General features: G+C 43.3%; 23 protein-coding genes. 11 read left to right on the top strand and 12 right to left on the bottom strand.

The features are described from left to right. Positions 1–141 precede the first annotated feature (141 nt). Both DUL71_RS30175 and DUL71_RS30170 read left to right on the top strand, forming a co-directional pair. Entirely contained in the window at positions 142–534 is a 393-nt protein-coding gene (locus DUL71_RS30175) for a hypothetical protein (protein ID WP_154402526.1), read from the top strand. A 64-nt stretch (positions 535–598) separates the two neighbouring features. After that, a complete protein-coding gene (locus DUL71_RS30170; protein ID WP_114941546.1) occupies positions 599–1,024 on the top strand; it encodes a DUF2846 domain-containing protein in 426 nt (141 codons plus the stop codon). Between the two features lie 6 nt (positions 1,025–1,030). On the opposite strand, the gene DUL71_RS30165 is transcribed toward DUL71_RS30170, so the two are convergent. Both DUL71_RS30165 and DUL71_RS30160 read right to left on the bottom strand, forming a co-directional pair. Beyond that, positions 1,031–1,921, bottom strand: a complete 891-nt coding sequence (locus tag DUL71_RS30165; protein ID WP_114941545.1) for a helix-turn-helix domain-containing protein — start codon at positions 1,919–1,921, stop codon at positions 1,031–1,033. 69 nt (positions 1,922–1,990) lie between these two features. Continuing rightward, a complete protein-coding gene (locus tag DUL71_RS30160; protein WP_114941544.1) occupies positions 1,991–2,809 on the bottom strand; it encodes an SDR family NAD(P)-dependent oxidoreductase in 819 nt (272 codons plus the stop codon). A gap of 204 nt (positions 2,810–3,013) precedes the next feature. Here DUL71_RS30160 and DUL71_RS30155 point away from each other — a divergent pair, with 204 nt between their 5' ends. Continuing rightward, entirely contained in the window at positions 3,014–3,778 is a 765-nt protein-coding gene (locus tag DUL71_RS30155) for a hypothetical protein (RefSeq protein ID WP_114941543.1), read from the top strand. A 3-nt stretch (positions 3,779–3,781) separates the two neighbouring features. On the opposite strand, the gene DUL71_RS30150 is transcribed toward DUL71_RS30155, so the two are convergent. The 4 genes from DUL71_RS30150 to DUL71_RS30135 all read right to left on the bottom strand — a co-directional run bounded on the left by DUL71_RS30150 (position 3,782) and on the right by DUL71_RS30135 (position 7,357). After that, positions 3,782–4,555, bottom strand: coding sequence for a helix-turn-helix domain-containing protein (locus DUL71_RS30150; RefSeq protein WP_244228883.1), 774 nt, complete (start codon positions 4,553–4,555; stop codon positions 3,782–3,784). A 100-nt stretch (positions 4,556–4,655) separates the two neighbouring features. Continuing rightward, positions 4,656–5,627 (bottom strand): aldo/keto reductase, encoded by a 972-nt coding sequence (locus DUL71_RS30145; RefSeq protein ID WP_114941541.1) that lies wholly within the window; start codon positions 5,625–5,627, stop codon positions 4,656–4,658. Between the two features lie 326 nt (positions 5,628–5,953). Further along, the gene (locus tag DUL71_RS30140) at positions 5,954–6,826 is read right to left on the bottom strand and encodes a DMT family transporter (RefSeq protein ID WP_114941540.1); all 873 of its coding nucleotides are present in this window, start codon (positions 6,824–6,826) and stop codon (positions 5,954–5,956) included. Positions 6,827–6,832: 6 nt separating this feature from the next. Next, positions 6,833–7,357 carry a GNAT family N-acetyltransferase gene (locus DUL71_RS30135; RefSeq protein WP_114941539.1) on the bottom strand — a complete coding sequence of 175 codons (525 nt, stop codon included), beginning with the start codon at positions 7,355–7,357 and terminating at the stop codon, positions 6,833–6,835. Positions 7,358–7,429: 72 nt separating this feature from the next. Between DUL71_RS30135 and DUL71_RS30130 the strand changes: the two genes are divergently transcribed. Next, the gene (locus DUL71_RS30130) at positions 7,430–8,293 is read left to right on the top strand and encodes a LysR family transcriptional regulator (protein WP_114941538.1); all 864 of its coding nucleotides are present in this window, start codon (positions 7,430–7,432) and stop codon (positions 8,291–8,293) included. Here the strand turns inward: DUL71_RS30130 and DUL71_RS30125 are convergent. From DUL71_RS30125 to DUL71_RS30115, 3 genes are all read right to left on the bottom strand, one after another. Beyond that, entirely contained in the window at positions 8,274–9,809 is a 1,536-nt protein-coding gene (locus tag DUL71_RS30125) for an FAD-dependent monooxygenase (RefSeq protein ID WP_114941537.1), read from the bottom strand. The genes DUL71_RS30130 and DUL71_RS30125 overlap by 20 nt on opposite strands. A 41-nt stretch (positions 9,810–9,850) precedes the next feature. Beyond that, positions 9,851–10,672 (bottom strand): helix-turn-helix domain-containing protein, encoded by an 822-nt coding sequence (locus DUL71_RS30120; protein ID WP_114941536.1) that lies wholly within the window; start codon positions 10,670–10,672, stop codon positions 9,851–9,853. Positions 10,673–10,783: 111 nt separating this feature from the next. Continuing rightward, complete coding sequence (locus DUL71_RS30115; RefSeq protein ID WP_208645699.1) at positions 10,784–11,596, bottom strand: class I SAM-dependent methyltransferase; 813 nt, start codon at positions 11,594–11,596, stop codon at positions 10,784–10,786. 153 nt (positions 11,597–11,749) lie between these two features. Between DUL71_RS30115 and DUL71_RS30110 the strand changes: the two genes are divergently transcribed. After that, positions 11,750–12,649, top strand: a complete 900-nt coding sequence (locus DUL71_RS30110) for a helix-turn-helix domain-containing protein (protein WP_114941534.1) — start codon at positions 11,750–11,752, stop codon at positions 12,647–12,649. A gap of 537 nt (positions 12,650–13,186) precedes the next feature. Here DUL71_RS30110 and DUL71_RS30100 read toward each other — a convergent pair. Continuing rightward, positions 13,187–13,876, bottom strand: coding sequence for a L,D-transpeptidase family protein (locus DUL71_RS30100; protein WP_208645698.1), 690 nt, complete (start codon positions 13,874–13,876; stop codon positions 13,187–13,189). A 343-nt stretch (positions 13,877–14,219) separates the two neighbouring features. Here DUL71_RS30100 and DUL71_RS30095 point away from each other — a divergent pair, with 343 nt between their 5' ends. The 4 genes from DUL71_RS30095 to DUL71_RS30080 all read left to right on the top strand — a co-directional run bounded on the left by DUL71_RS30095 (position 14,220) and on the right by DUL71_RS30080 (position 21,240). After that, complete coding sequence (locus tag DUL71_RS30095) at positions 14,220–14,828, top strand: RNA polymerase sigma factor (protein WP_114941531.1); 609 nt, start codon at positions 14,220–14,222, stop codon at positions 14,826–14,828. Positions 14,829–14,943: 115 nt separating this feature from the next. Further along, on the top strand, positions 14,944–16,029 hold the full coding sequence (locus DUL71_RS30090; RefSeq protein WP_114941530.1) for a FecR family protein: 1,086 nt from the start codon (positions 14,944–14,946) through the stop codon (positions 16,027–16,029). Positions 16,030–16,263: 234 nt separating this feature from the next. Continuing rightward, positions 16,264–19,665 (top strand): TonB-dependent receptor, encoded by a 3,402-nt coding sequence (locus tag DUL71_RS30085; protein ID WP_161964548.1) that lies wholly within the window; start codon positions 16,264–16,266, stop codon positions 19,663–19,665. 12 nt (positions 19,666–19,677) lie between these two features. Then, positions 19,678–21,240, top strand: a complete 1,563-nt coding sequence (locus tag DUL71_RS30080; RefSeq protein WP_208645697.1) for a RagB/SusD family nutrient uptake outer membrane protein — start codon at positions 19,678–19,680, stop codon at positions 21,238–21,240. Between the two features lie 438 nt (positions 21,241–21,678). On the opposite strand, the gene DUL71_RS30070 is transcribed toward DUL71_RS30080, so the two are convergent. Further along, positions 21,679–22,479 (bottom strand): hypothetical protein, encoded by an 801-nt coding sequence (locus tag DUL71_RS30070; protein ID WP_208645696.1) that lies wholly within the window; start codon positions 22,477–22,479, stop codon positions 21,679–21,681. A 181-nt stretch (positions 22,480–22,660) separates the two neighbouring features. On the opposite strand from DUL71_RS30070, the gene DUL71_RS30065 reads away from it, so the two are divergent. After that, entirely contained in the window at positions 22,661–23,035 is a 375-nt protein-coding gene (locus DUL71_RS30065; RefSeq protein ID WP_114941526.1) for a VOC family protein, read from the top strand. Between the two features lie 149 nt (positions 23,036–23,184). After that, a complete protein-coding gene (locus DUL71_RS30060; protein ID WP_114941525.1) occupies positions 23,185–23,670 on the top strand; it encodes a hypothetical protein in 486 nt (161 codons plus the stop codon). Positions 23,671–24,136: 466 nt separating this feature from the next. Here the strand turns inward: DUL71_RS30060 and DUL71_RS30050 are convergent, their stop codons facing one another. Then, positions 24,137–24,628 carry a VOC family protein gene (locus tag DUL71_RS30050; RefSeq protein WP_154402524.1) on the bottom strand — a complete coding sequence of 164 codons (492 nt, stop codon included), beginning with the start codon at positions 24,626–24,628 and terminating at the stop codon, positions 24,137–24,139. Positions 24,629–24,707 lie beyond the last annotated feature (79 nt).

Below are 24,707 nucleotides of genomic sequence, written 5' to 3'. Positions count from 1 at the left end.
ACATGACTTTTGAACTACAGATTTCCTACAGAATTTAAAATGGTTATTTTAGTAAACTTGAAATGTTGAACAAAAGTCCCTGCCATGTTTAATTTATTCAGAAAGAAGCACATACCACTCATAATACATCAATATAAAAACTTGATTATTGCCCTTCCTGCGCATTGGCAGTATGAATCTGAAGGCGAGGATCAGGAGGCTTGTTTTGACCCGAAATCGAATAGTACCCTGCGTTTTAATATTATTGAGGCAATACCTCCACCGGGAATAACTGAAGAGGAAAATTTGAAATTGCTGATCGCTGATCTGCCTTACGCAACCACAGTACATGGAAACCTTTTGGCAGGGCCTGCTTATAAAGAGTCGGGCGATAATGGTACAATGATTACGCTTATTACCTGGCGATTGATAAAACCCGAACGAATGATGGCGGTTATCACGTATACTGTTTTATCTGCCGAGAAAGATTCATCATCAGAAAAGGAAACGCTTAAGCTGATCAGAACCTCGTTGCTAAATGCGCAATTAACGTAGTTAACAAGGTTTTGAAGTTTTAAAATGCTATATTGAACATACTTACTACTTAAACTTTATATCTATGAAAACTATTAAATTCTTCGCTTTTTTAACATTTATGCTGGCTGTGTCCTTTAAAGGTTTTTCACAAACTAAAACAGGACAGGTCTACCTGATTCGGGTAACGGGGTATGCAGGATCGGCGGTTAATTACAGGTTTTATGTTGATGATAAACTTGTCTGCAAAATGAAAAATAAATCTTTTTCTATACATGATATAGCTCCCGGTCAGCATACAGTTAGCGTAGTTAGCGGCGGCCTGTCAAACGGAAAAAAATCGGCTCCGTTAACAATAACTGTTGAAGAAGGAAAAGTGAATTATGTAAGCGTTGTTAGTACGGAGGCCGGATATGTAAACAAAATAACCTGCCAGGAAATTACCCAAAACTCAGCGGATCCGCTTTTAGCAAAGGCCAAACAGAAAAAAAATTGTGAAACAGCAGAGTAAAAGCCGTTAATTAACCAACTGTTTTTTAAATTGGTTAGGGCTGATACCTGTTTCCTTTTTAAACAACCGTGAAAAATATGGCAAGTTCTCAAAGCCGAGCTCGTACGCTATTTCTGAAACACTTTGATAATCGCTTTTGAGGCGGTTTTTGGCTTCGTTTACCAGGTAAATATGGATCAGTTCAATAGCTGTTTTTCCTGTTTCCTGCTTAAGCAAGTCGCTCAGGTAACGCGGAGAAAGGTTGAGTTGCGAAGCTAACGCGTTAACAGATGGCAGCCCCTGCGTTAGCAGCAATCCATTTTTAAAATAAGCGGCCAACACTTCATTAAATTTCGATACAGTTTTGCCCGAAAGTTCGGTGCGGTTAATAAACTGGCGTTTGTAAAACCGTTGCGAGTATTTCAGGATCGAGTCAATATGGGTGAGCATAATATCGCGGCTGTACTCGTCGGTATTATTGCGGTATTCGGCTTCTATCTTGTAATAAAGGTCCCACATAATCTGCTCTTCTGAGGGCGAAAGGTGCAGGGCTTCGTTGGCTTCGTAATCGAAAAAAGCATATTTGCTTATTTCGGTATGCAGAAAGTGGCCGTTCAGAAAATCTTCGTGAATGAACATGATAAATGCGTCTTCATCATATTCAACACTGTTAAACTGAATTACCTGCCGGGGTTTGATAAACATCATGCTGCCGTTATCATGGTCATATTTGGTGCGGCCATACATGATATGCCCAGCTTTAAGTTTTTTAAAGCCGATCATATAAAAATCGGATGTAAACTCCCTCTCGCCAAACCCGCAGGTATGGGTGCACCTGTACAAGCTAAAAAGCGGGTTCTCCGGCATCGGAAAACCGTTAGAGCGGTGCATGTCGGCCAAATTTTTAAAATGCTGCATGATGAATAAAGTTAAACAAATCTACGCCGGAATACGGCGTAGATTATGTCAGGATAATACCATTTAATATTATTTACCGTGTGCTGCTGCTGCAACCTCATTCCAGCTATCCCATTCAGCGGCGCGACCTTCATAAGTTTGTTTAACCCAAGGGTATGCGTATTTACCAAGGAATAAACGCAATGGAGGGTTATCGCTGTCAATCAATTTAAGTACAGCATCGGTAGTTGCTTCCGGTACACCGAAAATTTCGTCGGTTAAACCAGCCTGGAAAGCAGCACGGACAGCGTCATATTCTGGCATTGCCGCAGTTTGCGCGGCAGAAGCTCCCGCCCAGTCGGTTGCAAAACCATTTGGTTCAATCAATGATACTTTTATCCCAAAGCCTTTTACTTCGGCAGCTAATGTTTCGCTTAAACCTTCCACTGCAAATTTTGAAGCATTGTATATGCCCAGCACCGGCAGGGTAATGAGCCCCAGCACGCTTGAAAGCTGAATGATATGGCCGTGACCTTGCTGACGCATAACCGGTAATACGGCTTGTGATAACCATAGCAAACCAAAGAAGTTGGTTTCCATCTGCTCGCGGGCTTCCTGCTCGGTGGTTTCCTCAATGCTGCCAAATAAACCGTAACCGGCGTTATTGATCAGCACGTCAATGCTGCCGAAATGTTCTTTAGCTTTGTTGATAGCTGCAAAATCAGCAGCACGGTCGTTAACGTCTAACTGTAGTGGTAAAATATTGTTGCCATATTTGTTAACCAGGTCATCCAGCGAGCTTAAGTCGCGGGCGGTTGCTACTACTTTATCGCCTCTTTGCAATAATGCCTCGGCCCATAGTTTACCGAAGCCACGTGATGCGCCGGTAATGAAAATTGTCTTTGCCATTTTTGTTGTTTTTAAATGTTGAGACAAAATTAGATTGATCGGGGCCGCGCGATTTATACAGAAGTGGGGAACACTGATACATTTTTACGCAGGCGCTTATAATTGGTAATGGGAGTGTCATTAGCGTGAATTTCCGACCGGGTTGATAAAATAATTCAGATAGGAGTTATATTTATTAGCGAATTAAAGTAGTCGCTTTTAGGGATGATAAATATAAAAGTGTTGAATAAGTATATCTTATTGTTAGCCTTGTTAATTACCGCTTGCAAAGGGAAAAATCAAAGCATTGCTTTGCAAGTGCGGCATGCGCCAGAATTACGAATGAAACATAATGCCACCTTTGGCAGACCTAAACTAATTGAGGCATTCGCTGATAGTGTAAACGTTGGAAGGAAAAAAAATAATAAACTTGAGCTTGAACGATATGCGATTGGGGATAGTAATTATGTGGTTATCCGTTTTTTCTCGAAGGACAAAAACAAGTGGATGATCAGAAATGAATTTCACTTTCCAAAAAAAGATAAACTTACGGATTGCGGTACTGACATATCAGATTTTAATGGAGATGGATTTAATGATATGACTTTTATTTCAGCGATTGGTGCGAGAGCTGTTAACGAAGTAAGGAGGCTTTTTATCTATGACAGGAAAAATGACGGTTTGATAAATATTAAAAATTCGGAAGATTTTCCAAACATGCTTTATAACAAGGGCTTGAATTGTATTGATGCTTTTCTTATTTCCGGTTGTAATGCAACAGTTTTTCTCAAACTGGAGGCGGACAGCTTAAGAAAGTTAGCAAGCGTAGACCAGTGCGATAGTTTAACGGTAAGGACCTACGATAAAAAAGGGGTGTCGAAACTGATATTAACAAAGCAAACAAATCATGATGACTTTAGCCGTTTTAAAAATTATAGTCCGCTAATGGAATATACAACAGATGAATTAACGGAACAGATAGGTCAATAGATATCAAAAGGAACTTCCTGTTTCCAATACCCATTCTGTAGGGGCCTTGCCAAATTTTTTCTTGAAGGAATAGGAAAAATGAGCAAGGCTTTCGAAGCCAAGGTCGAGATATATGGCTGATGGCTTTTTGTTTCTTTTTTCTATCAAACGCCGGGCCTCTGTTAGCCGCTTTTCCTGCAGCCAATGACGGGGCGCCATACCGAATATTTTTTGAAAATCGCGCTTAAACCCGGCAAGACTTCTCCCGGTTAACCTCGCGAATTTTTCGACAGGGATGTTAAAATGGAAATTGCTGTGCATAAACTTTTCCAGGTCCATTTTATACGGCTCTGAAAAATCAAACAGAAAATTCTTTAACTCGGGCATCGTATTGATAAGAAGGTACACAGCCTCTTTTACTTTTAAAATGCCCATGGCATTGGTGATCTGTTCGTTCGGATGATGAACGTAGGGGATTACCGATTGAAAAAAAGCATGCAGGAAATCATTTTTAGGAATAAGTATGTTGGGCGGGCCGGCATACTTATTCCCTATTTCTATTTGTTCGTCAAGCGCAATTTTCCTGAGCAGGTCTTCTTTTAAACAAATAACAATAGTTTGATATTCCTCCCCTTCAAGTGGTGTTTTGGTGAGTTCGCCCAACTGGTTTCTATGAATCAGCAGCATTTCGCCTTTTTCCATCGAAATTTTCTCGCTGGCAGTCTCCATCGTAAAACGACCGGAAACCTGCAATACCAGGGTAGTATGTTCCAGGAATGCTACTTTATCCTTTCTCATTGACGAGAGGTAAGAGTAAAAGAGCACGCCCGGAATTATTTCAGTTGGGTTAACCATTACGTAAAGATATAAAATGAAGAGGGCTTATGGTAGCAAGCAATTATCGCTGCAAATAGGTACTGCCCAATATTGCGCCGGGCGCAAAGGTTGTATTAAGCGTGTCTATTTCAGCAGCAGTAAACTCAATGCCCATAGCTGCTATGTTTTCGGGCAGGCGCGAACGGCGGCTCATGCTTACCAGCGGCATGATATGATTGCCCTGGGCATTTACCCAGGCTATGGCTACCTGTGTAGGCGTATATCCTTTATCTTTTGCTATTTGTTTTAACACCTCAACTTTCTCCAGGTTCTTAACCAGGTTTTCGCCCTGAAAACGTGAAAAATGGTTGTGATAGCTATCTGCCGGAAGTGGGGCTTTCATGTCACCGGTTAGCAGGCCTTCGGCTGTATTGGCAAAGGCCACAACGCCAATTCCCAATTCTTTTGCTGTTGGGAGCAAGTCGCTTTCAATTTGCCTGTCGGCTAAAGAATAGCCTATCTCCAACGCTGATACAGGATATACACTATTGGCCTTGCGCAATTGCTCTGATGTGATTTCAGAAACGCCAAGATGACGCACTTTTCCTTCTTTAATGAGGTCGGCAATGGTGCCTATCACATCTTCTACCGGAACGCTGTTATCTAAACGGCATGGCTGATAAAGATCGATGGTATCTATACCCAAACGCACTAAAGAGTAGTTTATGAAATTTTTGATAGCTACCGGGCGCAGGTCAAGCCCAAGCCATTGGCCGCCATAAAATATCGCGCCAAATTTTACGCTGATAAAGGCATCATCCCTGCGGCCTTTAATGGCTTTACCTACCAGCAATTCGTTATGGCCTGCGCCATAAAAATCGCCTGTGTTCAGAAAATTAATGCCATTATCCAATGCCTCCTGAATGGTGGCAATACTTTCATTTTCGTCGCCGGCACGGCTTCCCCAAACAGAGGACATACGCATGCAGCCTAATCCAAGTTTTGAAACTAAGGGTCCGTTTTTGCCGAGGGCTATTTTTGATATTGTTGTCATCGTTGTTTTGTTTTATAAATTAACAATACAAAGATGCAGCTTGTTCGCCCCCGGCCGATTTCTTCTACGGCTCAAATTACTTACCTGTACGGCTCAGTTATGTTACGCGTATACTACTGGAGTTAATATTGATTTTGATACTAAAGTTGATCGGAAATATTATGTTCATTGCCGTTGACTTTAGTCAACGGTGCGAAATGCGCCTCAGCAGGGCTTTAGCCCAATTAATCAGGTTGCGTTTGGCTAAAGCCCTTTGTTTTTCCTATTATTCCGTTGACTAAAGTCAACGGCAATGAAGTAATTTATTGGATCGGATCTAAACAGTTTTAAGACTGCCGTGCTCTTCGTAAGAATTTAACTTCGGATATAAGTGTTGCCAAAAAAATGAGACTGCCGCCTAAAAGCAAACGCCAGGTAAACCCTTCGCCCAAAATGAAAAAGGCGGCTATAGCTCCGAATACCGGTTCGAAAAGGTAGATGATGGATACCCTTTCGGCGCTGATATGGCGCTGCGCAATATTGGACACCGTGTACATATACGCGGTAGAGAACAGGGAACAGTAGGCAATCCCTATCCAGAAAGTATTACTTTCCGGCAGCCAGTTGGTATTAACATCGGTTACAGCAATGCAACCGGTAAATAATGCGCACGCGGCAAACATGGGTACAATGGTGTTTACTATATCTTTCGATCTGGAATGTGTTTCTACCTTAATAAGGTAAACAGCAAAGGCAACGGCCCCGGCAATGGTATACAAATCGCCAATGTTGACTGAAAAATCTTTTTTGATTGAAATGATGGATAAGCCGATTAAAGCAATAGTTGCCGCGATCCAGATTTTAACCGGTGCTACAGTTCTGTATAATATGATTTTCATCAGGGGGATAATTACCACACACATGCCCGCAACAAACGAACATTGTGAAGCTGTGCTGTACTTAATACCCAGAGTTTGAAAATAGATACCGGCAGTAAGCGGAATAGCTAAAGTAAAACCTGTTTTTACAGCACCCCAGGAGATTGTTTTTAAGCGTTTCCAAAAGATGACGGAAAGCACCGTTGTAGCAGCCAAAAAACGATAAAATAAAAACGCCGATGAGGATGCCTGGCCAATAGCCAGTTTAGTCACCGAAAATGAGATCCCCCAAAAGGCGGTACCCAATATCAATAAAACAAGCAGTATATTTTTTTTACCCATCTCTTATCAGTCTGTTAACATTTTTTTCATCATTAAATCAATTTGCTCATCAGCACCTAACCGGAAGATATGCTGATCAAATTCTATAAAACCATTCTTTTTATAAAAGCTGATAGCCCTTTGATTTTTTTCCCATACCCCAAGCCATATATATTTCGCGTTGATCTCGTTTGCTATTTGGATGGCCTTGTCATAGAGCAGTTGGCCCACTTTTTTACCATGAAAGCCCTGCAATACATAGATCCGTTCAATTTCAAGCGCATGTGTGTCTTTAATTTCTGTTTGCGCCTGCCCCAGGTTTAACTTCAGGTAGCCAATTACTTCGCCGTTTAATGCCGCGAAGTAAAATTGAGACCACTCATTGTTTAGTTCGGCGGACAATCTTTCTACAGAAAAACTCTCGTTGAGATAGGCATTCATATCCTCTTCGGAGTTAACGGCCGAAAAAGTTTCAAAGAATGTATGGACGCTTATTTGCTGAAGTTGAATGACATCGGCTTGTGTAACCTTTTCAATCGCTAAATTTTCCATAGCACAAATTTACGATACCATTATATGCTATAAAATGCTATTTTTTGATCCATTAATGCGTAAATTGCATTAATGGATTTTCAGCAGATCAGATATTTTTTAGCATTAGCAAAAGAACTTCATTTTTGGAACACGGCCGGTAAAATGAATATTACCCAATCGGCGCTGAGCCGCCAGATCCAGTCGCTTGAAAGTGAGTTGGGGGTATTGCTATTTGAAAGAAACAAACGAAATGTTAAACTAACCCCGGCAGGTAAGTTTTTAAAGGATAAGTGGGAGGTGGAACTGAACGAAATGGAGTTTATTCATCAATTTGCCCGTCAAATACATTTAGGCGAAAGAGGAACGATAAGGATAGCGCATCCTGATTCTATATCCGCCTCAATTATTCCTGATATCATGGCGAGCATTTCTAACGCTTTTCCCAGGTTACAGATAGAACTGGTACAGGTACTCTATGAAAATCAGCAGGAATTTTTGCTGAACTATAAAATTGATCTGATCATTACCCGGGATATGAATAGCGCGCCCGGCATCCGGTCGGAGAAGATTTATACCGATAACCTGTCGATCGTTGTTCCTGAAAACCACCCATATCGTACCATTGACGATCTTTCTAAAGAAACGCTCCAGCAGCAAAAATTCATATTGCCAATCAAAGATGAGGGCAGCAGCTACAGCGACATTATTCATCAAATGTTTAAGGCGCTGGAGGTTGTGCCCGATGTTTACCTGCATTCAGAATTTGGGTCGACCATTATAGCACTGGTGCGGAAAGGGCTTGGCGTGGCGATACTGCCCGATTCATATATGTATCATGAAAGCCCGGGATTACGGTTTATCAAACTCCCTTTTAAAACCGATTTGTATCTTAACTGGCGTGCCGAAGACCATAACCCCGTGCTGTCAAACGTGCTTAAATTGATTTTGAATTAATAACAAACCATCGGTCGGCAGCTTCGTGAAGTCCATTCAAATCTGATGCTTGATCGGAAGCCCAGGCGATGATGCCGTCGGGGCGTATCAACAAAGCGCTCAAGCCTAATTGTTCTTTAGCGCTGCCGGAAATATAGCTGATCTGACTGCTATATTCAGTTGCAAAGGTTTTAAGCGAATCATTGCCGTCGAAATCAAGCAGGATGCCTTTGCCATTGTGCATTAATCCGCCAATGGTTGAACCATCTTCAAACTCAAAATTGGGAACGCTGTGACCGGTTAGCGGATGATTGCCGTTAAGCTGGTAATGAGTGTGAATGCCCCACACGCGGCCTGCAAAATACGTAGCACCATCGCGCGTATTGATCAAATCACGGATAACGGCATTCAGCGCGCGGGCACCCGGATCAGGTTTCATGATAGCTACCTGGGCACGCGACCAATCTAAAACCTGTGCACCAATTGGGTATCGCTCGCTATAATAACTATCCAACAAACTTTCGGGGGCTTTCTCCCGGGTAGTTGCGGCGAGTTTCCAGCCCAGGTTCATGGCATCGCCCAGGCCAAGGTTTAATCCCTGCCCACCCAGCGGCGAGTGGATGTGCGCTGCATCGCCGGCTAAAAGCACCCTGCCGTTGCGGTAAGTTGTGGCTTGTCGCGCGCGGTCGGTCCAGGTGGTAGCTGTATGCAAGGCGGAGATGGTAACGTTGGTTCCTGATACGCGGCGCAAAACCTCCTGGATATGTTCAAGCGTAATTGGCTCATCTGAACCATGAAACACACCGCCATCAAAATCCTGGATCACTACGTAACCCGGTTGCGACTGCATGTACATGCCTCTTTCTGTCACGTTCCGTCCCGGTTTGAGTTTTTCCGGGTCAGCCATATCAATCCGGGTGGTGTAGCCGGTAAATTCGGGCTCGGTACCGGCAAATTCAAAGCCGGCGAGTTTGCGCACAACACTCCGGCTGCCATCACAGCCTACAAGCCATTTGGCTTTAAAAGATTGATGGCCCGCCTCAACAGTAACTTCATCGGCGTTTTGCTGAAAGCCGGTAATGGCAAGCCCGCGTTTGATCTCCACACCGAGTGATTCTGCCCGGCGGGCGAATACCGTTCCAAGTTCCTGCATTTCAGAAATTAAACTTGTTGCGGGAGAGCCTGGCAGGCGGCATTGCCATTGCGAAGTGTCAACGTTGCCTTCCAGAAACGGAATGCCGGCAAAATGTCCTACCTGCCGTTGAGCTCCTTCTTTAGCGTGTAAATGAGGGTTTTTAATGCGTTTATGCACCTCAAGCTGATCAAGCAAACCGCGGCGATAAAGCGCTTCAATGGTAGGCGCTGAAAGGCCCCTGATGCCGAAAGGCAATTGTTTTAAAGGAGTATGTGGGTCTTGTGCCTTTTCCAGTATCAGGACTGAGCATTTGGCCAGGGCGAGTTCGCAGGCGAGGAACAGCCCTACAGGCCCTGCTCCGGAGATGATTACATCATATGTAGATTGATCTTGTGCTTTCATTTTAAATAAATTGATGCACAAAATTGTGGAATGCCGCTGGATCAGGATTGTATAAACGCGACAAAGTCATTACCACTTACAGCCTGTTTCCTTTTATTGGCTTTGCGGGCAAATGCCGCCGGAGTGGTGCCGCTGTAGCGTTTAAATTCGCGGCTCAAATGCGATTGATCGGTATAGCCCAACTCATGGGCCAGGCCCGCGAGATTGATATCCGGATTATGCCATAATTGGTTTCGCACCTGCTCAAAACGGATCAGGGCAGATACATCTTTAACCGTATGGCCGGATGATTGCTTAAAATTCCGTTCCAATGTACGGACAGTGGCATGGGCCGCCTCTGCTACCTGGCTCACGGGCATGGTGCCATTTGCCTTCCGCATGGCAGATCCGGCTTTGGATAACAGATTGTTTGCAGCAAGCTGTAGACGTGCATCAAGGAAGTACTGCTTTACTACAGTTATCGCTTCATCTACCTTATCGGTATTAATCAACTCATTCAACTCAGGTTGAATCCGGGCGACAGGATGTTCAAACACATGCATCCCACCTTTGCCGGATGGCAGGCCAAGCAGATCAAATACCGTCCAGGGAAAAAAACGCACGCCGATGATCTCCAACCGGTTCTTTGTGTAAAAAATAGCCGGTTGATTGAGCAGTCCCATCATAAACGGCGATGGTAATGCTTGTAAGCCGCCTTTGTATGAGGCACTAAAAATGCTGCCGAAATAAAAAATGATCTCCGCGTAGCCGTCAGGTTGTACTTCAAAACCCGATTGTTGTTCGCCAAAATCGCCGGTGTTGTACCAAAAGCATTTTATGATATCCTTAAGCTCTTCGGGAGGGGTAAATTCCTGGTGCTGCATTTTTAAAGATAGGGTATTTTGTTTGCAGTAGGTGCTGGTAGTCCGTCCCTAAACTACAGAATTTCATCAAACAAAAGCCTCAGATCTTTCGACCCAAGGCTTCTGTCTGATTTACTTAATCACCGTAACTTTTAAGTATGTGGCGTTTATGGACGTACTGTTTTCGGTATCGCTTTTGTTTTGACTGTTGAACAGTGTTTCCAGTTCCTGCTGTAGCTCTGCGCTTTTGTTGTTTTTTTCGGCGGCTTCAAATGCATTCATGGTAGGGCCGTAATAGTTTTTGAAAGCCTCAACAAACTTTATTGGGCTATAAGGAGCCTTGAAAGTAAAAGTCTCTTTAGCAAAGGAAATATTTTCCTTCCTGATGCCCGCGTTAACGAAGCGCTCTATCACACTTTCTTCAACTCCCCACAGCATCGGACTGATAAAGCCCTCGGGTGGCGGCGGCATATAAGCCGAACTGATTTTGAGTATCTGCGCTACCAGGGTAGGGTCGCCGGGAATCCAGTTGCCCATAACAATTTTACCGCCGGGACGTACCACGCGCACCATTTCTTTTGCAACATCCAAAGGTTTTGGCGCGAACATGGCGCCAAATATGCTAACCACAAGGTCAAATGAATTATCTTTTAATTGGTTCAGATCACTGGCATCGCCTTCGCTGAATGTACATTGGGTTAGTCCTTCTGCCTTGGTGCGCGCGTTTCCTGCTGCCACAAGGTTCGCGGCTATATCAACGCCCGAAACATCTGCGCCGAGCCTTGCCTCCGGGATGGCGGTTGTGCCATCGCCGCACCCGAGGTCAAGTACCCTAAGGTTTTTGGTGATTCCTAATTTACTAACCAGCTCTTCGCCACTTTCGCGCATAGTTGCCGCAATTTGTGTGAAGTCGCCTTTTTCCCATAGTGCTTTGTTGGGGTTCATAATGTTGGTGATTTAAATATTTGATTTTCAAATTGTTTATTTGCATTTAGTAATGTCAAAGGTAGCTTTGAAAGCAAAAGGGCGTTTGTCTGAAAAGTCCAGATAAATGACTTTGAAGTCCAAATGTGATAAAATTTAGGTTTTAGGTGTTTTATGAAAAATCTGTATGAAAGTGTGTTGCAGCATCCGAATTATCACCGGCAATTTAGCTGTAATGATTCACTGATCACCATATTCAGTTGCCCGGCAGAAGCGCGTTTGATGAAGAATAAATTCTCAACGCTTTGGACACAATTCAACTATCTTTTTTATGTGGTGGAGGGTAAAAAGATCTGGCATACATCTGAAGGTTCTTACAGTATTGAGGCCGGCAATTGTGTATTTGTGAGGAAAGGAGCTTTTGTACTGGAGCAGTTTTTTGATATCGGCTTTTGCCTGGTGCTGTTTTTTATTCCGGATGATTTTATTTGCCAAACACTCGGTAAAAAATTTAATCCGCCTGGTAAACAATCTAGCCACCGGCAGGTGATCAGGTTAAACTCCTCCGATACACTGGCCGGGTTCTTTCATTCCATGGCTTCTTATTTCAGTGAAGCAAGGGAACCCGCACAATCGTTACTGGAATTAAAATTTAAAGAACTGATTTTAACCATAGCCGATAACCCCGTTAATGCCGAGTTGTTATCTTATTTCTGCACGCTGGTAAACGAGCCGGGCACGGCGGCCCTGGAACGGATCATGACTGATAATTTTCGCTATAACCTGAAGATAGAAGAATTTGCCCAGTTGAGTAATCGCAGTCTCTCTGCATTTAAACGCGACTTTCAGGCTGTTTTTAATACTACGCCGGGCAGATGGCTGCTGGAAAGGCGTTTATTTTATGCCAAAAGCCTGTTAAGCATTAATAGTAAGAAAGCGGTAAGCGATGTAGCTTTTGAAAGCGGGTTTGAAACGCTTGCCCATTTTAGCAGGGCGTTTAAACAGCGCTTTGGCGTAACCCCGTCGTCGATGGCTGGTATACCGGCGGGAGCGAAAGTGGCCCCGGAAGAGTAAAAAAATAAGAAGCCTCAGATCGTATGATCTGAGGGGAGCTGATGAATAGCTGAGATCGCTATAACCTTGACCCAGCTAAAGATTGTGTTCGGCTTTGGAACGCTTTATCCTATTGAAAATATAATAAATAGTTAAGGCAAGAACTGTCCAGTAGAAGGCAAACCCGATAAGAAAGAATGGTGGCGGTGTATCCGGCTCTTGCCTCAAAAGGTTGACATAAGGCAACAAGGGGCCTATTAAGATTGCTTTAACAGGTAGTAAAATGTTGGAGATTATGCTCTTCCATCCGGTTTGTGATCCCGTTCCCAGAAAAGATTCGCCGTGCGCCGGAAACATCCGGATTTCTGACAAAGAAAGTGAGTTCGTGATAAATTGAAAAACGAACGCAATAACGAGGAAGAGAATAACAAATTTGGTTCTTGAAATCTTCATAGCCGTGATTTTAATGAATATTGCTAACGAATATAAAGTTAAATAAAAGAACTTTGTATTTCAAAGTTGATGATAAAAATATTTTTACGCCATGAAAAGCGGTAGCTATTTCCTGATATCAATCAATGTGCCCGGCATTACATATTTAAATAGCGTATCCATATCTGTATTAATTAGAGCGATACATCCGTTAGTCCAGTCTGTAGAGCTATCGCGTTGTGAAGGGGTGCCATGTATCATTACGCCTACACCCGGTTTAACTCCCCTTTTTAGTGCCAGAGTACGATCGGCCTGGTTAGGGTAGGAGATCCAGAAGCTTTTGTAATACTTATCATCCCGGTCTGTTTTGTTATCCAGGTAATAAACTCCTTGCGGAGTGCGGGAGTCGCCGTCCGAAATCTTATTTCCCCGGGGATTTCTACCCAGGCTTATTCTGAATTGAAAAAGATTTTTTCCGTTTTTCCTGAGATACATGGTCCGGGCACTTTTATATACAATTACGCTATCGGCCGTTGCGCAAATAGCAGCAAGATTTTTTAAAATTTCATCAGGGCTTTTGGAATGGCTGCCACGAATAGCTGCCCAACGGTCCCAGCGCGAAATGGCATAATCATCTTTATTTAAAGAATCAATAGCCGTCGTGGTGAACCGCTGTAATCTTAATGTTTCCTTTTCCCGATAGATCATGCCTTCGTTTCTCAGAAGTACAGGCATATATTGCCTGAAATTGAGTAATACGCCGGCATTGTCCCTAACCAAAATTGTTGTATCAATATTAGTCGGAATCAATTTCATCACAGAATCAAGTTCAGCGGTTTGTGACCGTGAACCACAGGAGTAACATGACAAGGAAAGAAGTACAATCAAATAAAACAGATAGTGATAAGGCTTCATTAGGTTTATGATAATATTATAAAGCTAATAAATTTCAGGCAAGGGATTATAAGATCTATAGTTAGCGGGCTTTTGATCGCCCCGTAAATTGTAACTTTTGTCTCAGTTGTAAGATGTTCAGGTATTTTAATTGATTTTTATCTAACTTTCGTTTTATTTTGTTGAATCCGTTTTCCGGTAAACCGGAGATCAACCAATTAATTTAGCTATTTATCTTCCCGGGACGCAGAAAGTGACGAGATCAATGGGTGCAATAAAGGATTTCACGGCCGCCGCTAAAGAAACAGATCTTTGGGATCTTTTCAGAGCGGGTAACCGGGATGCTTATACCGAGCTGGTGAGCAGGTATGCCAAAGCCCTTTTTAACTATGGTTACCGTTTTAACCAGGATGAAGCTTTTATTGAAGATTGTATACAGGACCTGTTTTTTGATCTTTGGCAGGGGCGGGAGCGCATTAACGCCACGCCGGCGGTAAAAGGTTATCTTTTTAAAGCTATGCGCCATCGTGTTTTTCGCGAACAGGCAAATTGGCAACGAAATCAGGCGCTTGACGAATCCTATGATTTCCTGGTTGATTTCAGTATTGAAACCCGGCTGATTGCCGAGGTTGATGTCACATTACTTAGCACACGGGTACAACAGGTACTCAACGAGTTGCCGCCACGGCACAGGGAGGTACTTTATCTTCGCTTTTTTGAAGAACTGGATTTTAACGAGATCGAACAGATCATGGGTATTAACCGCCAATCGGTACACAACCTGCTGCAACGCGCCTATAAAAGCTTTAAAGCCAACTGGGCGGTGTTTGTTTTTGTATTGATGCTCATAAAAACTTCTAAATTAATTCACTGATATTTAGTGTTTTACAAAATAAATTGAAATTTCTTCATTTTTTTCGCCGGTAAGTGAGTATTCCGGGGCGGTTTTCTGATATATAGGGTGTAACCAACTGTACACCGACGCCCAGATGACCGATTATTCGAACTTCGAAGTTGAAGACTTTCTGCATGATGATTTTTTTATTGACTGGGTTTTGAAAAAAGAACCGGATCATGATGCTTTTTGGGCGGCGTGGCTGAACCAATACCCGGAAAAACAAAAAACAATTGATGAAGCAGCGGCAATAGCCGGATCAATCAGGATCAAGCCCTTGAAAGTTAGCCTGTCTGACGAAAAGGTAAACGCAATGATTGCCGGTTTGCAGCAAAGGATCAGCGTGCCGGAAAAAAAGAAAACCGCTATTTACCGGACAATGTGGGTCAGGATTGCCGCGGCCATTTGCGTATTTGCTACTGTTGGTACCTGGTTTTACCTGTCATACTATAAAAAGATTAATCAGGGCCCGGTAATTGAGATTGTCAATATGCTGAATGTCTCCAACCAAAGTCATGTGGCTAAACTGATACGGATGAGTGATGGGAGCCTGGCGGTTATAAAACCCGGATCGTCATTACGATATCCTGCTACGTTTGGCGATACAAGGGACGTTGTGTTAACCGGCGAAGCTTTTTTTGAAGTACACAAAAATCCCCATAAACCATTTCTTGTCCATAACGGAAATATTATTGTTAAAGTGCTTGGTACCAGCTTTACAGTTAAAAGCATAGCCGGAAAGCAGGATGTTAAGGTAGTAGTTAACACGGGGCGTGTTTCGGTATATGATGGCGCCGCGGATGAAAAGGATCCCGATCGGCCTAAAGAAGTTATTCTTACCCAAAACCAGCAGGTGGTTTTCTCGGCAGGTAAGCAGAATAATGAAAAACAATTGCTCCCCCGTCCGCTCATCTTGTCGCAGGTACGGGCCCCTAAAGAATTTACGTTTGATAATGCCCCTGTTATTTCAGTTATAGAGAAGATCAATAAAGCCTACGGCGTAAACATTGAGTACGACCGGGAGAAACTGGAAAAACTTACCCTGACAACCTCCATTTCAGAAAAACCATTGGATGAAAAGGTGAGGATCATTTGTAAAGCATTAAATATGGAATGCAGTTTTAAGGACGGACGGATCATCATAGGTTCGCCGGATAGTAAACTCAGCTCCGGCAGATAATCAATTAGTACAATTTAAATCAAACTATGAAGAAAAGCAGATCACCTGACATCAACCCTCAATAAACAAAAACCGGCAATATTTGCGGTACTGCCGGTTAAGTTGTTTGCCCCATTTTTCACACGTTCAAATGTTTCTTGGCCCAGGGCCGAGGTGGGGCTTTTTTTGCCAGTTACCAAATCAATAACTAACCAAAACTAAAGTATGAAATATAAACCTATACTCCTAAAAATAATGAGAATTACGCTTGTACAGTTAACTATAATTCTTACATTATTCGGAAGTGCTTTTGCCAAAACTTCAAGGGCCCAGGCGGCTCTTGAAACCCGTGTTTCGATATCAGAATCAAATAAATCGCTTAAAAGTGTTTTGCGGACGCTGGAAAGCAAAAGTCATGTTTCCTTTACCTTTGTTTCAGAACTGATCAATGCCGATCAAAAGGTTAATTTATCGGTAAGCGACCTTAAATTAAGCGAAGTGCTTGATTTGCTTTTATCGCCAATCAATCTCAGTTATGAAGCTTCGGGTAATGTCATTGTGATCAGCAACAAGGATATTCAGCAAAACGTCATGACTATTATCCGCCCGGAAATAGATTTATCACGGGCACCTGTAAAAGGCAATGTGGTTGATGAAAAAGGCCTGCCGCTTCCGGGTGTATCTGTCAAAATCAAAGGCACCCAAACCGGAACAGTGACCGACGTAAATGGTGACTTTTCCTTAAATGTAGCTCCGGGTACAGTTTTGATAGTAAGTTATATTGGCTTTGAAACCCAGGAAGTTACTGCAGGTGCCGAACCGGTGAAAGTTAAACTGGTATCCAGCAGCAGCAGCCTTAACGAGGTGGTGGTTGTAGGTGCTACGTTTAAAAAATCAGATTTAACCGGCGCGGTAGCCAGTATCGAATCAAAAACACTTGAAGAAAGGCCTGTTACCAACGTGGGTGAAGCTTTGCAAGGCCGCGTTTCGGGTGTTTTTGTAAGCGGAGGTTCAAAGCCGAGCGATGATGCCAGCATCCGCATCCGTGGCATCAATACCATTAACTCCGGCTCAAGCCCAATATATGTGGTTGATGGTTTGGTTATGGAAAACAACCTGGGCGGCTTTAAATCTATTAACCTGAATGATGTTTCATCGGTTCAGGTGCTGAAGGATGCATCTGCTACTGCTTTATACGGTTCAAGAGGTGCCAACGGCGTTGTGATCATTACTACTAAAAAAGGTAAAAGAAAAGCAGGCGACGGCACGGTTACTTATGAAGGCTGGGGTGGTTTTACAAACATCATGCGCATGCCTTCAACTATGAATGCCAACCAACTGTTTGATCTGCGTACCGATGCCTACGCCAATGGTTACCTAAAAGATAATCCAACCGCAAACCGCCAGGATTATATCAACAACACACTGCTAAAAACCAATATCGCTTTTTCACAGCAGGAATTTGATACCCATAACAGTGGTCAGAGTTTTAACTGGCTTGACCAGGTAAAACAAACAGGATATCAGCAAAATCATTCGGTTGCGTTTTCCGGTGGTTCAGAACGTGGTACTTTTTATTTAAGTATGGGTTACGCGGGCACAAAAGGTATTATCGACGAAACCAAACAGAATAAATATACCGGCCGCTTTAATGCCGAATATGATGTTAAACGCTGGTTAAAAGTTGGTACCAATACCGGCTTTACCCGTACGGATGATAACATACCTACCGATGATGTGTATAACAAGGCGCTTAACGGCAACCCGCTTTTAAATTATAATCCTTACAAAGATCCGGCAACCCGTTATAACAGCGATTATCTTACGGTATATTACCGGTCGCACGGAGAACAGAATAATAACGATTTTAACCCTTTCAACTCGCTTGACATCACCCGTCAACAAAACAGGAACAGGCTGGTAACATCAAATTATCTGAACATTAACCCGATCAAAGGCCTGGATATCCGCTCAACTTTTGCCGTTGATTATGCGCAGCAAACGTTCTTTACGTTTACCCCTAACAACATCCAGGAGGCTATCCGTAATTACAACGGCGATGCGCGTGCAAAACATGAGCGCTGGAGCGATCTTTACTGGCAGTGGGATAATACGGCTACTTACAACACTACGTTTGCCGGAAAGCATCATTTTACCGGCTTGTTAGGTACAAGTACCAGCAAACGCAGCTCGAATTATACCCTTGCCCAGGGTGATCGTTTTGCCAGCAATGATCTTTCTTATTATGACCTTGGTGGCGCGGCAGCGGTAGAAAAATCGGTACTTGGATCGGATTTCTATGCCTATTCATTATTCTCAGTAATTGCCAGGGCTAACTATGATTACGACAACAGGTATTATTTAACAGCTACGGCCCGTCGTGATGGTTCATCAAGGTTTGCGGCTGACAAGCGCTGGGGTACATTCCCTTCAGTTTCTGCTGCCTGGGCTGTTACCAATGAAAGCTTTTTTAAAGGTCAGAAGGTTTTTGATCTGTTGAAACTTCGTGTTGGTTACGGTGTGGTTGGTAACCAGGATATTGGTAACTACGCTTACCAAACGCTTTATGGTTCCAGGATTGATAACGGCAGCGCATTGATCGTAAATGACGGCCGGAGAGGTAACCCGAATATCACCTGGGAAAAGCAGAAACAAGCCAACGTAGGTTTGGATATGGCGTTCTTTAAATCTCGCTTAAACGTAACCGCCGACGCGTTTTACATCAACAACGACAACTTGCTGCTTAACCGTTCTTTAGCCACCACAACCGGCTATACGCAGGAGTGGGAAAATATCGGTCGTATCAACAACAAGGGTGTAGAGTTATCCATTAACGGTCAAATTGTTCAAAGCAAAGACTGGAACTGGAACCTGGGTGGCAATATATCCTTCACCAGGAACAAGGTTGAAAAACTGTATGGCGGCGCTACAGAGATCTATAACTTGAACGAGAACGTTATCCAGCGTGAAGGCAATATCTTCCTTGGTCAATCGCTGCATACCATTTATACCTATGTTTCGGGTGGTATTGCGCAGGAATCAAACCGTGCCGAATGGCAGGGGCTTAATTACAACGGAAAAACAGTTGGCCTTGGCGACCTGTTTGCCAAAGACGTATCTGGCCCGAACGGTGTAAAAGACGGTGTTGTTGACCAGTATGACCGCCAGGTAGTGGGTAAGTCAGATCCTAAATTCTTTGGTGGTTTCTCAACAGATTTTTCATACAAGAATTTTGCTTTAAACGCGGTATTTGTTTACTCGGTAGGAGCAAAAAAGGTGAGCAGCTACTATGAAGGTTTGATCAACAGTTATGGCGAAAGCATGGCTTCAACAGACCTGCTTAACCGCTGGACGCCTCAGAACACAAATACCAATATCCCGAAAGTGATTGCTAATACCAGCTATAACAGGTACAATCCGTCGGATCTGGATTACAGCATACAGAACGCATCATACCTGCGCCTTTCAACCTTGACCTTATCTTATAATTTTTCGGATAAGCTGTTAAGCCAGTGGAAGATAAACCGCCTGCGTGTTTATGCAACCGGTTCAAACCTGTTCCTGGTAACCAAGTACAAGGGCATAGATCCGGAAACCGGAGATTATGGCTATCCGCCGGTTAGAAGCTTTGTTTTAGGCGTCAACTTTGGATTTTAAACCTGAATGATTATGAAAAAGACATTATTTACCATATGCCTTGCAGGCGCGTTATTAAGTACTGTTTCCTGCAAAAAATTCCTGACCGAGGATAGCCTGACCAAACTGGATGAGTCGAAGGTTTATTCCGACGTCAACCTGATCGAAACCAGCCTGAAAGGGGTGTACTCGAACTTTAAAAACTTCCGTACCGATGAGCAGGGCCTGATCACGATGATGGGTACCGACGAAACCCAACAGGGCGCTTTTCAAATGAAAAGCGATCCGCAAAAGGGAGGCCTCGACAGGTATGACCTTAACCTGAATTCTTTATTACCTCACCTGGCCAACCAATGGAATATCCGCTGGCCCGTGGTTAATGAATCGGCCAAGATCATCAACGGTTTGGAGAAACTGAATGCAAAAGCCGGTACCCGCGAGGGCAACTTGTTGGGTGAAGCCTATTTTGTCCGCGGTTTTGTTGACTTTGAACTGGCGATGTACTGGGGTGAGATCCCGATCCGCGATATCAGCAGAGAATCTACATTGGGCTTTAAACGTCAACCACTTAAAGATGTGTGGACATTTATAATCAATGACTTTACCAAAGCCTCTCAATTGTGCCCGCAAACCAACACGGCCGGAAGGGCCACCATTGGTGCAGCTTTTGCCATGCTTGGAAAAGCATATATGTCGGCCCCGGAAAGTACCGGTTTAAGGAGTTTTGACAGTGCAAGGCTGGCCTTTGAGCAGATGATGGGCAAATATTCGCTGGTGGCTTACAAGGATTTGTGGGACTATACTAAAAGCAATACAGCTGAGTCGATATTCGAGTTTCAGTTTAGCCCGGTTTATCCTAACAACAATAAACTGCAGTTCCAGATAGGCTCACGTGCAGTACAGGCTGCCTTTGGCGATGGCTGTTACTATTCGGGCTATGATAAGATTGTGCCAACCGTTCATGCTTATGAAACTGTTGCCAACGGCGGTATTTGGGAAGATGGTGACTTACGCAAGGACGAAAGCATCCGTTATGATTTCACTTATTATGGAACCACGCCTACTTTAGACCCAATCCTTTGGGAAGACCTCGGAACAAATTATGATGAGCTGAAACCTCACGTGAAAAAATATGAGGATTTCCGCACGGATAAACATTCTGACCAGAAGATCAACAATGAGTGGAACTCAGGAAAAAATATCCCTGTGCTGCGCCTCGGCGATATCAAACTTTGCTACGCGGAATGTTTGAACGAACTTGGAAAAACCAATGATGCCGTTAATGTGGTGAACGAAGTACGTACCCGCGCCTGGGGCGGAACCTTGCCTGCAGATAAACGGTGGACAGCCCTATCGCAGGATGCTTTCAGGACAGCGATCATGGATGAGCGCATTCGCGAGCTATTTGCAGAAAACTGGCGTCGTATAGATCTTATCCGTACCGGTAAGTTTATCGAATATGTAAAGACACGCAATAAGTGGGCAAAAGAGTCAGGCTCATTACAAGCCTTTCAAATGCTTTACCCAATCCCTGACGTAGAGATGAAGCTAAACGATCAGATCACTCCGGAGGATCAGAATCCTGGTTATAAATAAAGCAAAAAAGCCCGGCGCGATAGCGCCGGGCTTTTTTATGCTTATCAAATCTTGAAACAATTACTGAGCATAAACTCCGCTAATAAAACCGTTAACAGATCGCCCCAAAAGATTGAATTTTCTTTATTTAATCGCAAAAACCTATCGGTACGACCTCAATTCAAACAAGGTGAACCTTGAGGAGAAATCGAACTACGGGAAAATAGGTTAATAATATTTCAAACGCATTTTTTAGACCGTTATAATTAAACGGTTCAGGAATTTCTATGCAAAAATCGAACTGTTTTAAAGCTAGTTGCAACTGCCTGTTTAACAGATTTTTATGGATATAAAAAAAGGAAACAACTCCAAAGTGTTGTTTCCTTAAGTAGAAGGAACCGGCAAAAGTTCTAACTTTCATGGTGATATTGAGGCTATTGTAGATGCAAAAAACCTGTATCAAAATAATTTCTCTTCTAACAAGTCTTTCCAAAGGATAAACCCTTTATGATCATTTGTATAATCATGTACGATGCGACTAAATTGTTGAGGATTAGTTTCAAGATATTGCTGTCGCCCTTTTGTCCGTATCTGTCCAAGCAGTCCATCGATCTGCTTTATACTTCGTTCAAATTCATAGGCCGACTTCTCGATATGCCATATATAAGTTGCCTCTTCCGTGTCTAACTTTTCCCATACCAAATGGTACTGGTTATTACCAGAAAGCAAAAACACAAATGAGAAAGGCTCCAATACAAAACGAAGTTTTAATATCGTTCGTTCATGTTTTTGGGAAAGGTAACGGAGATGACGATGATGCTTATACTGCTTAAGAGCTAGTATGTATTCAAGGAGATCATCCTCGTTTGTATAAATCAATTTTTCACTTCCGCCTTGCACTTGCCCGGCATCCAATAGATTTTCTTCACCTGCCAGGATACCTTTAATAATTTCTTTATTTAAGAACCGGAACTTTACACTTTCAATGACTTCGCGGTTTATTTTGTCAAGATCATTTGAAGTAGCTGATTTAAATACCAGCCTGTTATTTTGGAAAGTAGCCCGGATATTAACTAACACAGTTGTGCTTTTGAGGAAGCGGATAAAGTAAGGTTTAAGCACGGTAAACTCCGGCCTTACATTTAGATTCTCTATTTCAAACTCAACTTTTTTATTATTAAAGCCAGCTATGAGATGTTTAAACGCAATACTACCAAACCTGAATTCTAATTGTTCTATCTGATCGTTGAACCCTGCCAATGTATTGAATCAGCTTACCCTCAAAAGCAAATGGGTAAACTAAAAATAGGCACTCAAAAAAGGCTGAACCGTTGACCTGACAGGTTCTGCATCAATCCATTAATTATTTTAGGTCAATGGCTGCTTGTTCTGGTTGACCGAGGTTTGTATAAGCAATAAATGCTTGTAGCAAAGTAAGCGTATGAAAAATTTCAATGGCAGTAAAAAGATATCTTTAAAGGCGGGTACCGTCGACGCCGAACTATATAAGACAATATTAGAGCAGGACCCCGGGCTTAAAAAACTCCTTGTAGAGCCGGGGCTTGCAGCGTACCTGACCAGCGATGGGACAACCGTTGAGATCTATGGTGCAGGTTTTGCTTTTCCTGATTATCTTTTCATGAGGTCCAACGTAGTGGTAAGCTATAAGGTCGATGACCTTGAGCAAATGGTCGGTGGACTTATACACCAAGGAGCCCGCCTGCTGGGAGAGATCGAGCATGTTTGTACATCGTATAAATACTGCCACCTGGTTACCCCGGAAGAAACGGTGATCGGTATCTATGAGCAGGCCTGATCCCAAGGTCATGGTTGCTTTTTTCGCCGAACCTCTTTATCATGTTCTTTTCGTATCGTTCCGTCCTCTTTACGCGTAACCTAAAGAAAGATTGTTTATACAAGCCATCAAACCTTTTCGTGTTTGCCCGGTCTTAATTAAAACCGCTTATGATACATAAACTAAATATTATCCTGATCTCTGTCGCTTTTCTGGCAGCAAGCTGCAGTAGTCAAAAGCAGGCGACGGGACTGGGTCAGCAGAACCCAGCGTCAGGCCTGAAAGTTGAAATGGAGCAGGCAGCAGCCACGGCGACCAAAGACTCTTTGATGATCACTTTTACCGTGATCAATGACACGGATAAGCCGCTAAGATTTGTGAAATGGGAAACCCCTTTTGAACCCCGCTTAGGCAAATACTTTGAGATCAAAGGAACAGATGGCAATGAGGCTGTGTTCAAAGGCGCAATGGCAAGACGCGTGATGCCTCCACCGCCGGAAGCCTACATGGAAGTAAAGGCGCATGACCGGATAAAGACGACGATTGATCTTAGCGATTATTACACCATAAATGAAGGAAGTTATGAGATCAACTATGTCGGCGGAGGTGTGAGTGGGTTGATTGCGCCAAATGGCATAGCAGTGATTATTAAATAAAGGCTATAAATGCATATTAAGAAAAGGCCGGGATAGTTCTATCCCGGCCTTTTTTAGTTTTCCCACCTGTTGATCAAAAGATAATAGTGATTGATCAGCTCTTGACCATTCAAAAAGTCTCTAGTTCCAGGAATTCGAATTAAATAGTTCGCCAAGGATAAGTTGACAAACCTGTTTGAGCTCGTCAACGCAACTGAAAATGCGCAAGCACAGATCCGTAACGTACTTAAATTCGGGGCTGTACCAATTATCAACGTTTTCGGCAGTACCGTGGAGTGCGAAGTCCCGGGAAACGGACCTTTGGACCATCGCGGGATAGTCACTGAGCGGAACCTGTACAGGATAAGGAACGGATTATATGAACGACAATTCCAAAAAATTTTCAAACCGTGACTTTATTTTGCTTTCAGCCAGCAGAAGGCAAATAGGTTAACCGTGAAGGCAAAAAGCCCGGGGCAAATTGTCATTAACGTTCATTCTCTTCAAAGATGCCGAAGAGGCTTTGACCCGCTGCACGGATATGGCAAAAGCGGAAGGTTTGGTGAACTTGTTGTATGGGCGTAATGATCTCAGCGCCTTTACGCCGTAATTCTACCACAGCTTGATCAATGTCTTCAACTTTGTAGCTGACAACAACGTCGGACCCGGCGAATAGATAGGGCGGATATACCGCTCCCGGCCCGTATAGTTCCATGATCGTTCCATCGGGAAGCCAGTGTGCCGTCAGACCTGGTGCAATCAATACCTTTTTAGAACCGATGACACTTGCTGCAAGGGTTGTATAAACCGGATCAGTGTTTCCGTTCACCCTGACCGCTATCTTTTTTAAACCACCATTTTTTTTCATTTTCAATACTGCCGGTTTGCCGATCAAGAGGATCGCCGACAGGACAAAAATGCTAGTCGTGCAGTTAATCAGAATTGATTTAGGATAAGAAAGGGCATTGATATTTGTCAATATTTTTAAACGCGAACGGCCTTTTCGATGAAGAAAGGGCCGCTCTTTACACCTATCTGGTCAGGCGCTTTACTTTTTA

It is taken from the genome of Mucilaginibacter endophyticus, assembly GCF_003351025.1.
GTDB lineage: Bacteria > Bacteroidota > Bacteroidia > Sphingobacteriales > Sphingobacteriaceae > Mucilaginibacter > Mucilaginibacter endophyticus.
Note: the sequence above shows the minus strand (reverse complement) of the source record. Positions and strands in the feature narration are given on the sequence as shown.

What these genes read in the sequence shown, in the direction of transcription:
- DUL71_RS30170 (WP_114941546.1), top strand. Translation starts at nt 599, where the DNA reads ATGAAAACTATTAAATTCTTCGCTTTTTTAACATTTATGCTGGCTGTG.
- DUL71_RS30165 (WP_114941545.1), bottom strand. Translation starts at nt 1,921, where the DNA reads ATGCAGCATTTTAAAAATTTGGCCGACATGCACCGCTCTAACGGTTTT.
- DUL71_RS30160 (WP_114941544.1), bottom strand. Translation starts at nt 2,809, where the DNA reads ATGGCAAAGACAATTTTCATTACCGGCGCATCACGTGGCTTCGGTAAA.
- DUL71_RS30155 (WP_114941543.1), top strand. Translation starts at nt 3,014, where the DNA reads ATGATAAATATAAAAGTGTTGAATAAGTATATCTTATTGTTAGCCTTG.
- DUL71_RS30150 (WP_244228883.1), bottom strand. Translation starts at nt 4,555, where the DNA reads ATGAGAAAGGATAAAGTAGCATTCCTGGAACATACTACCCTGGTATTG.
- DUL71_RS30145 (WP_114941541.1), bottom strand. Translation starts at nt 5,627, where the DNA reads ATGACAACAATATCAAAAATAGCCCTCGGCAAAAACGGACCCTTAGTT.
- DUL71_RS30140 (WP_114941540.1), bottom strand. Translation starts at nt 6,826, where the DNA reads ATGGGTAAAAAAAATATACTGCTTGTTTTATTGATATTGGGTACCGCC.
- DUL71_RS30135 (WP_114941539.1), bottom strand. Translation starts at nt 7,357, where the DNA reads ATGGAAAATTTAGCGATTGAAAAGGTTACACAAGCCGATGTCATTCAA.
- DUL71_RS30130 (WP_114941538.1), top strand. Translation starts at nt 7,430, where the DNA reads ATGGATTTTCAGCAGATCAGATATTTTTTAGCATTAGCAAAAGAACTT.
- DUL71_RS30125 (WP_114941537.1), bottom strand. Translation starts at nt 9,809, where the DNA reads ATGAAAGCACAAGATCAATCTACATATGATGTAATCATCTCCGGAGCA.
- DUL71_RS30120 (WP_114941536.1), bottom strand. Translation starts at nt 10,672, where the DNA reads ATGCAGCACCAGGAATTTACCCCTCCCGAAGAGCTTAAGGATATCATA.
- DUL71_RS30115 (WP_208645699.1), bottom strand. Translation starts at nt 11,596, where the DNA reads ATGAACCCCAACAAAGCACTATGGGAAAAAGGCGACTTCACACAAATT.
- DUL71_RS30110 (WP_114941534.1), top strand. Translation starts at nt 11,750, where the DNA reads ATGAAAAATCTGTATGAAAGTGTGTTGCAGCATCCGAATTATCACCGG.
- DUL71_RS30100 (WP_208645698.1), bottom strand. Translation starts at nt 13,876, where the DNA reads ATGAAATTGATTCCGACTAATATTGATACAACAATTTTGGTTAGGGAC.
- DUL71_RS30095 (WP_114941531.1), top strand. Translation starts at nt 14,220, where the DNA reads ATGGGTGCAATAAAGGATTTCACGGCCGCCGCTAAAGAAACAGATCTT.
- DUL71_RS30090 (WP_114941530.1), top strand. Translation starts at nt 14,944, where the DNA reads ATGACCGATTATTCGAACTTCGAAGTTGAAGACTTTCTGCATGATGAT.
- DUL71_RS30085 (WP_161964548.1), top strand. Translation starts at nt 16,264, where the DNA reads ATGAGAATTACGCTTGTACAGTTAACTATAATTCTTACATTATTCGGA.
- DUL71_RS30080 (WP_208645697.1), top strand. Translation starts at nt 19,678, where the DNA reads ATGAAAAAGACATTATTTACCATATGCCTTGCAGGCGCGTTATTAAGT.
- DUL71_RS30065 (WP_114941526.1), top strand. Translation starts at nt 22,661, where the DNA reads ATGAAAAATTTCAATGGCAGTAAAAAGATATCTTTAAAGGCGGGTACC.
- DUL71_RS30060 (WP_114941525.1), top strand. Translation starts at nt 23,185, where the DNA reads ATGATACATAAACTAAATATTATCCTGATCTCTGTCGCTTTTCTGGCA.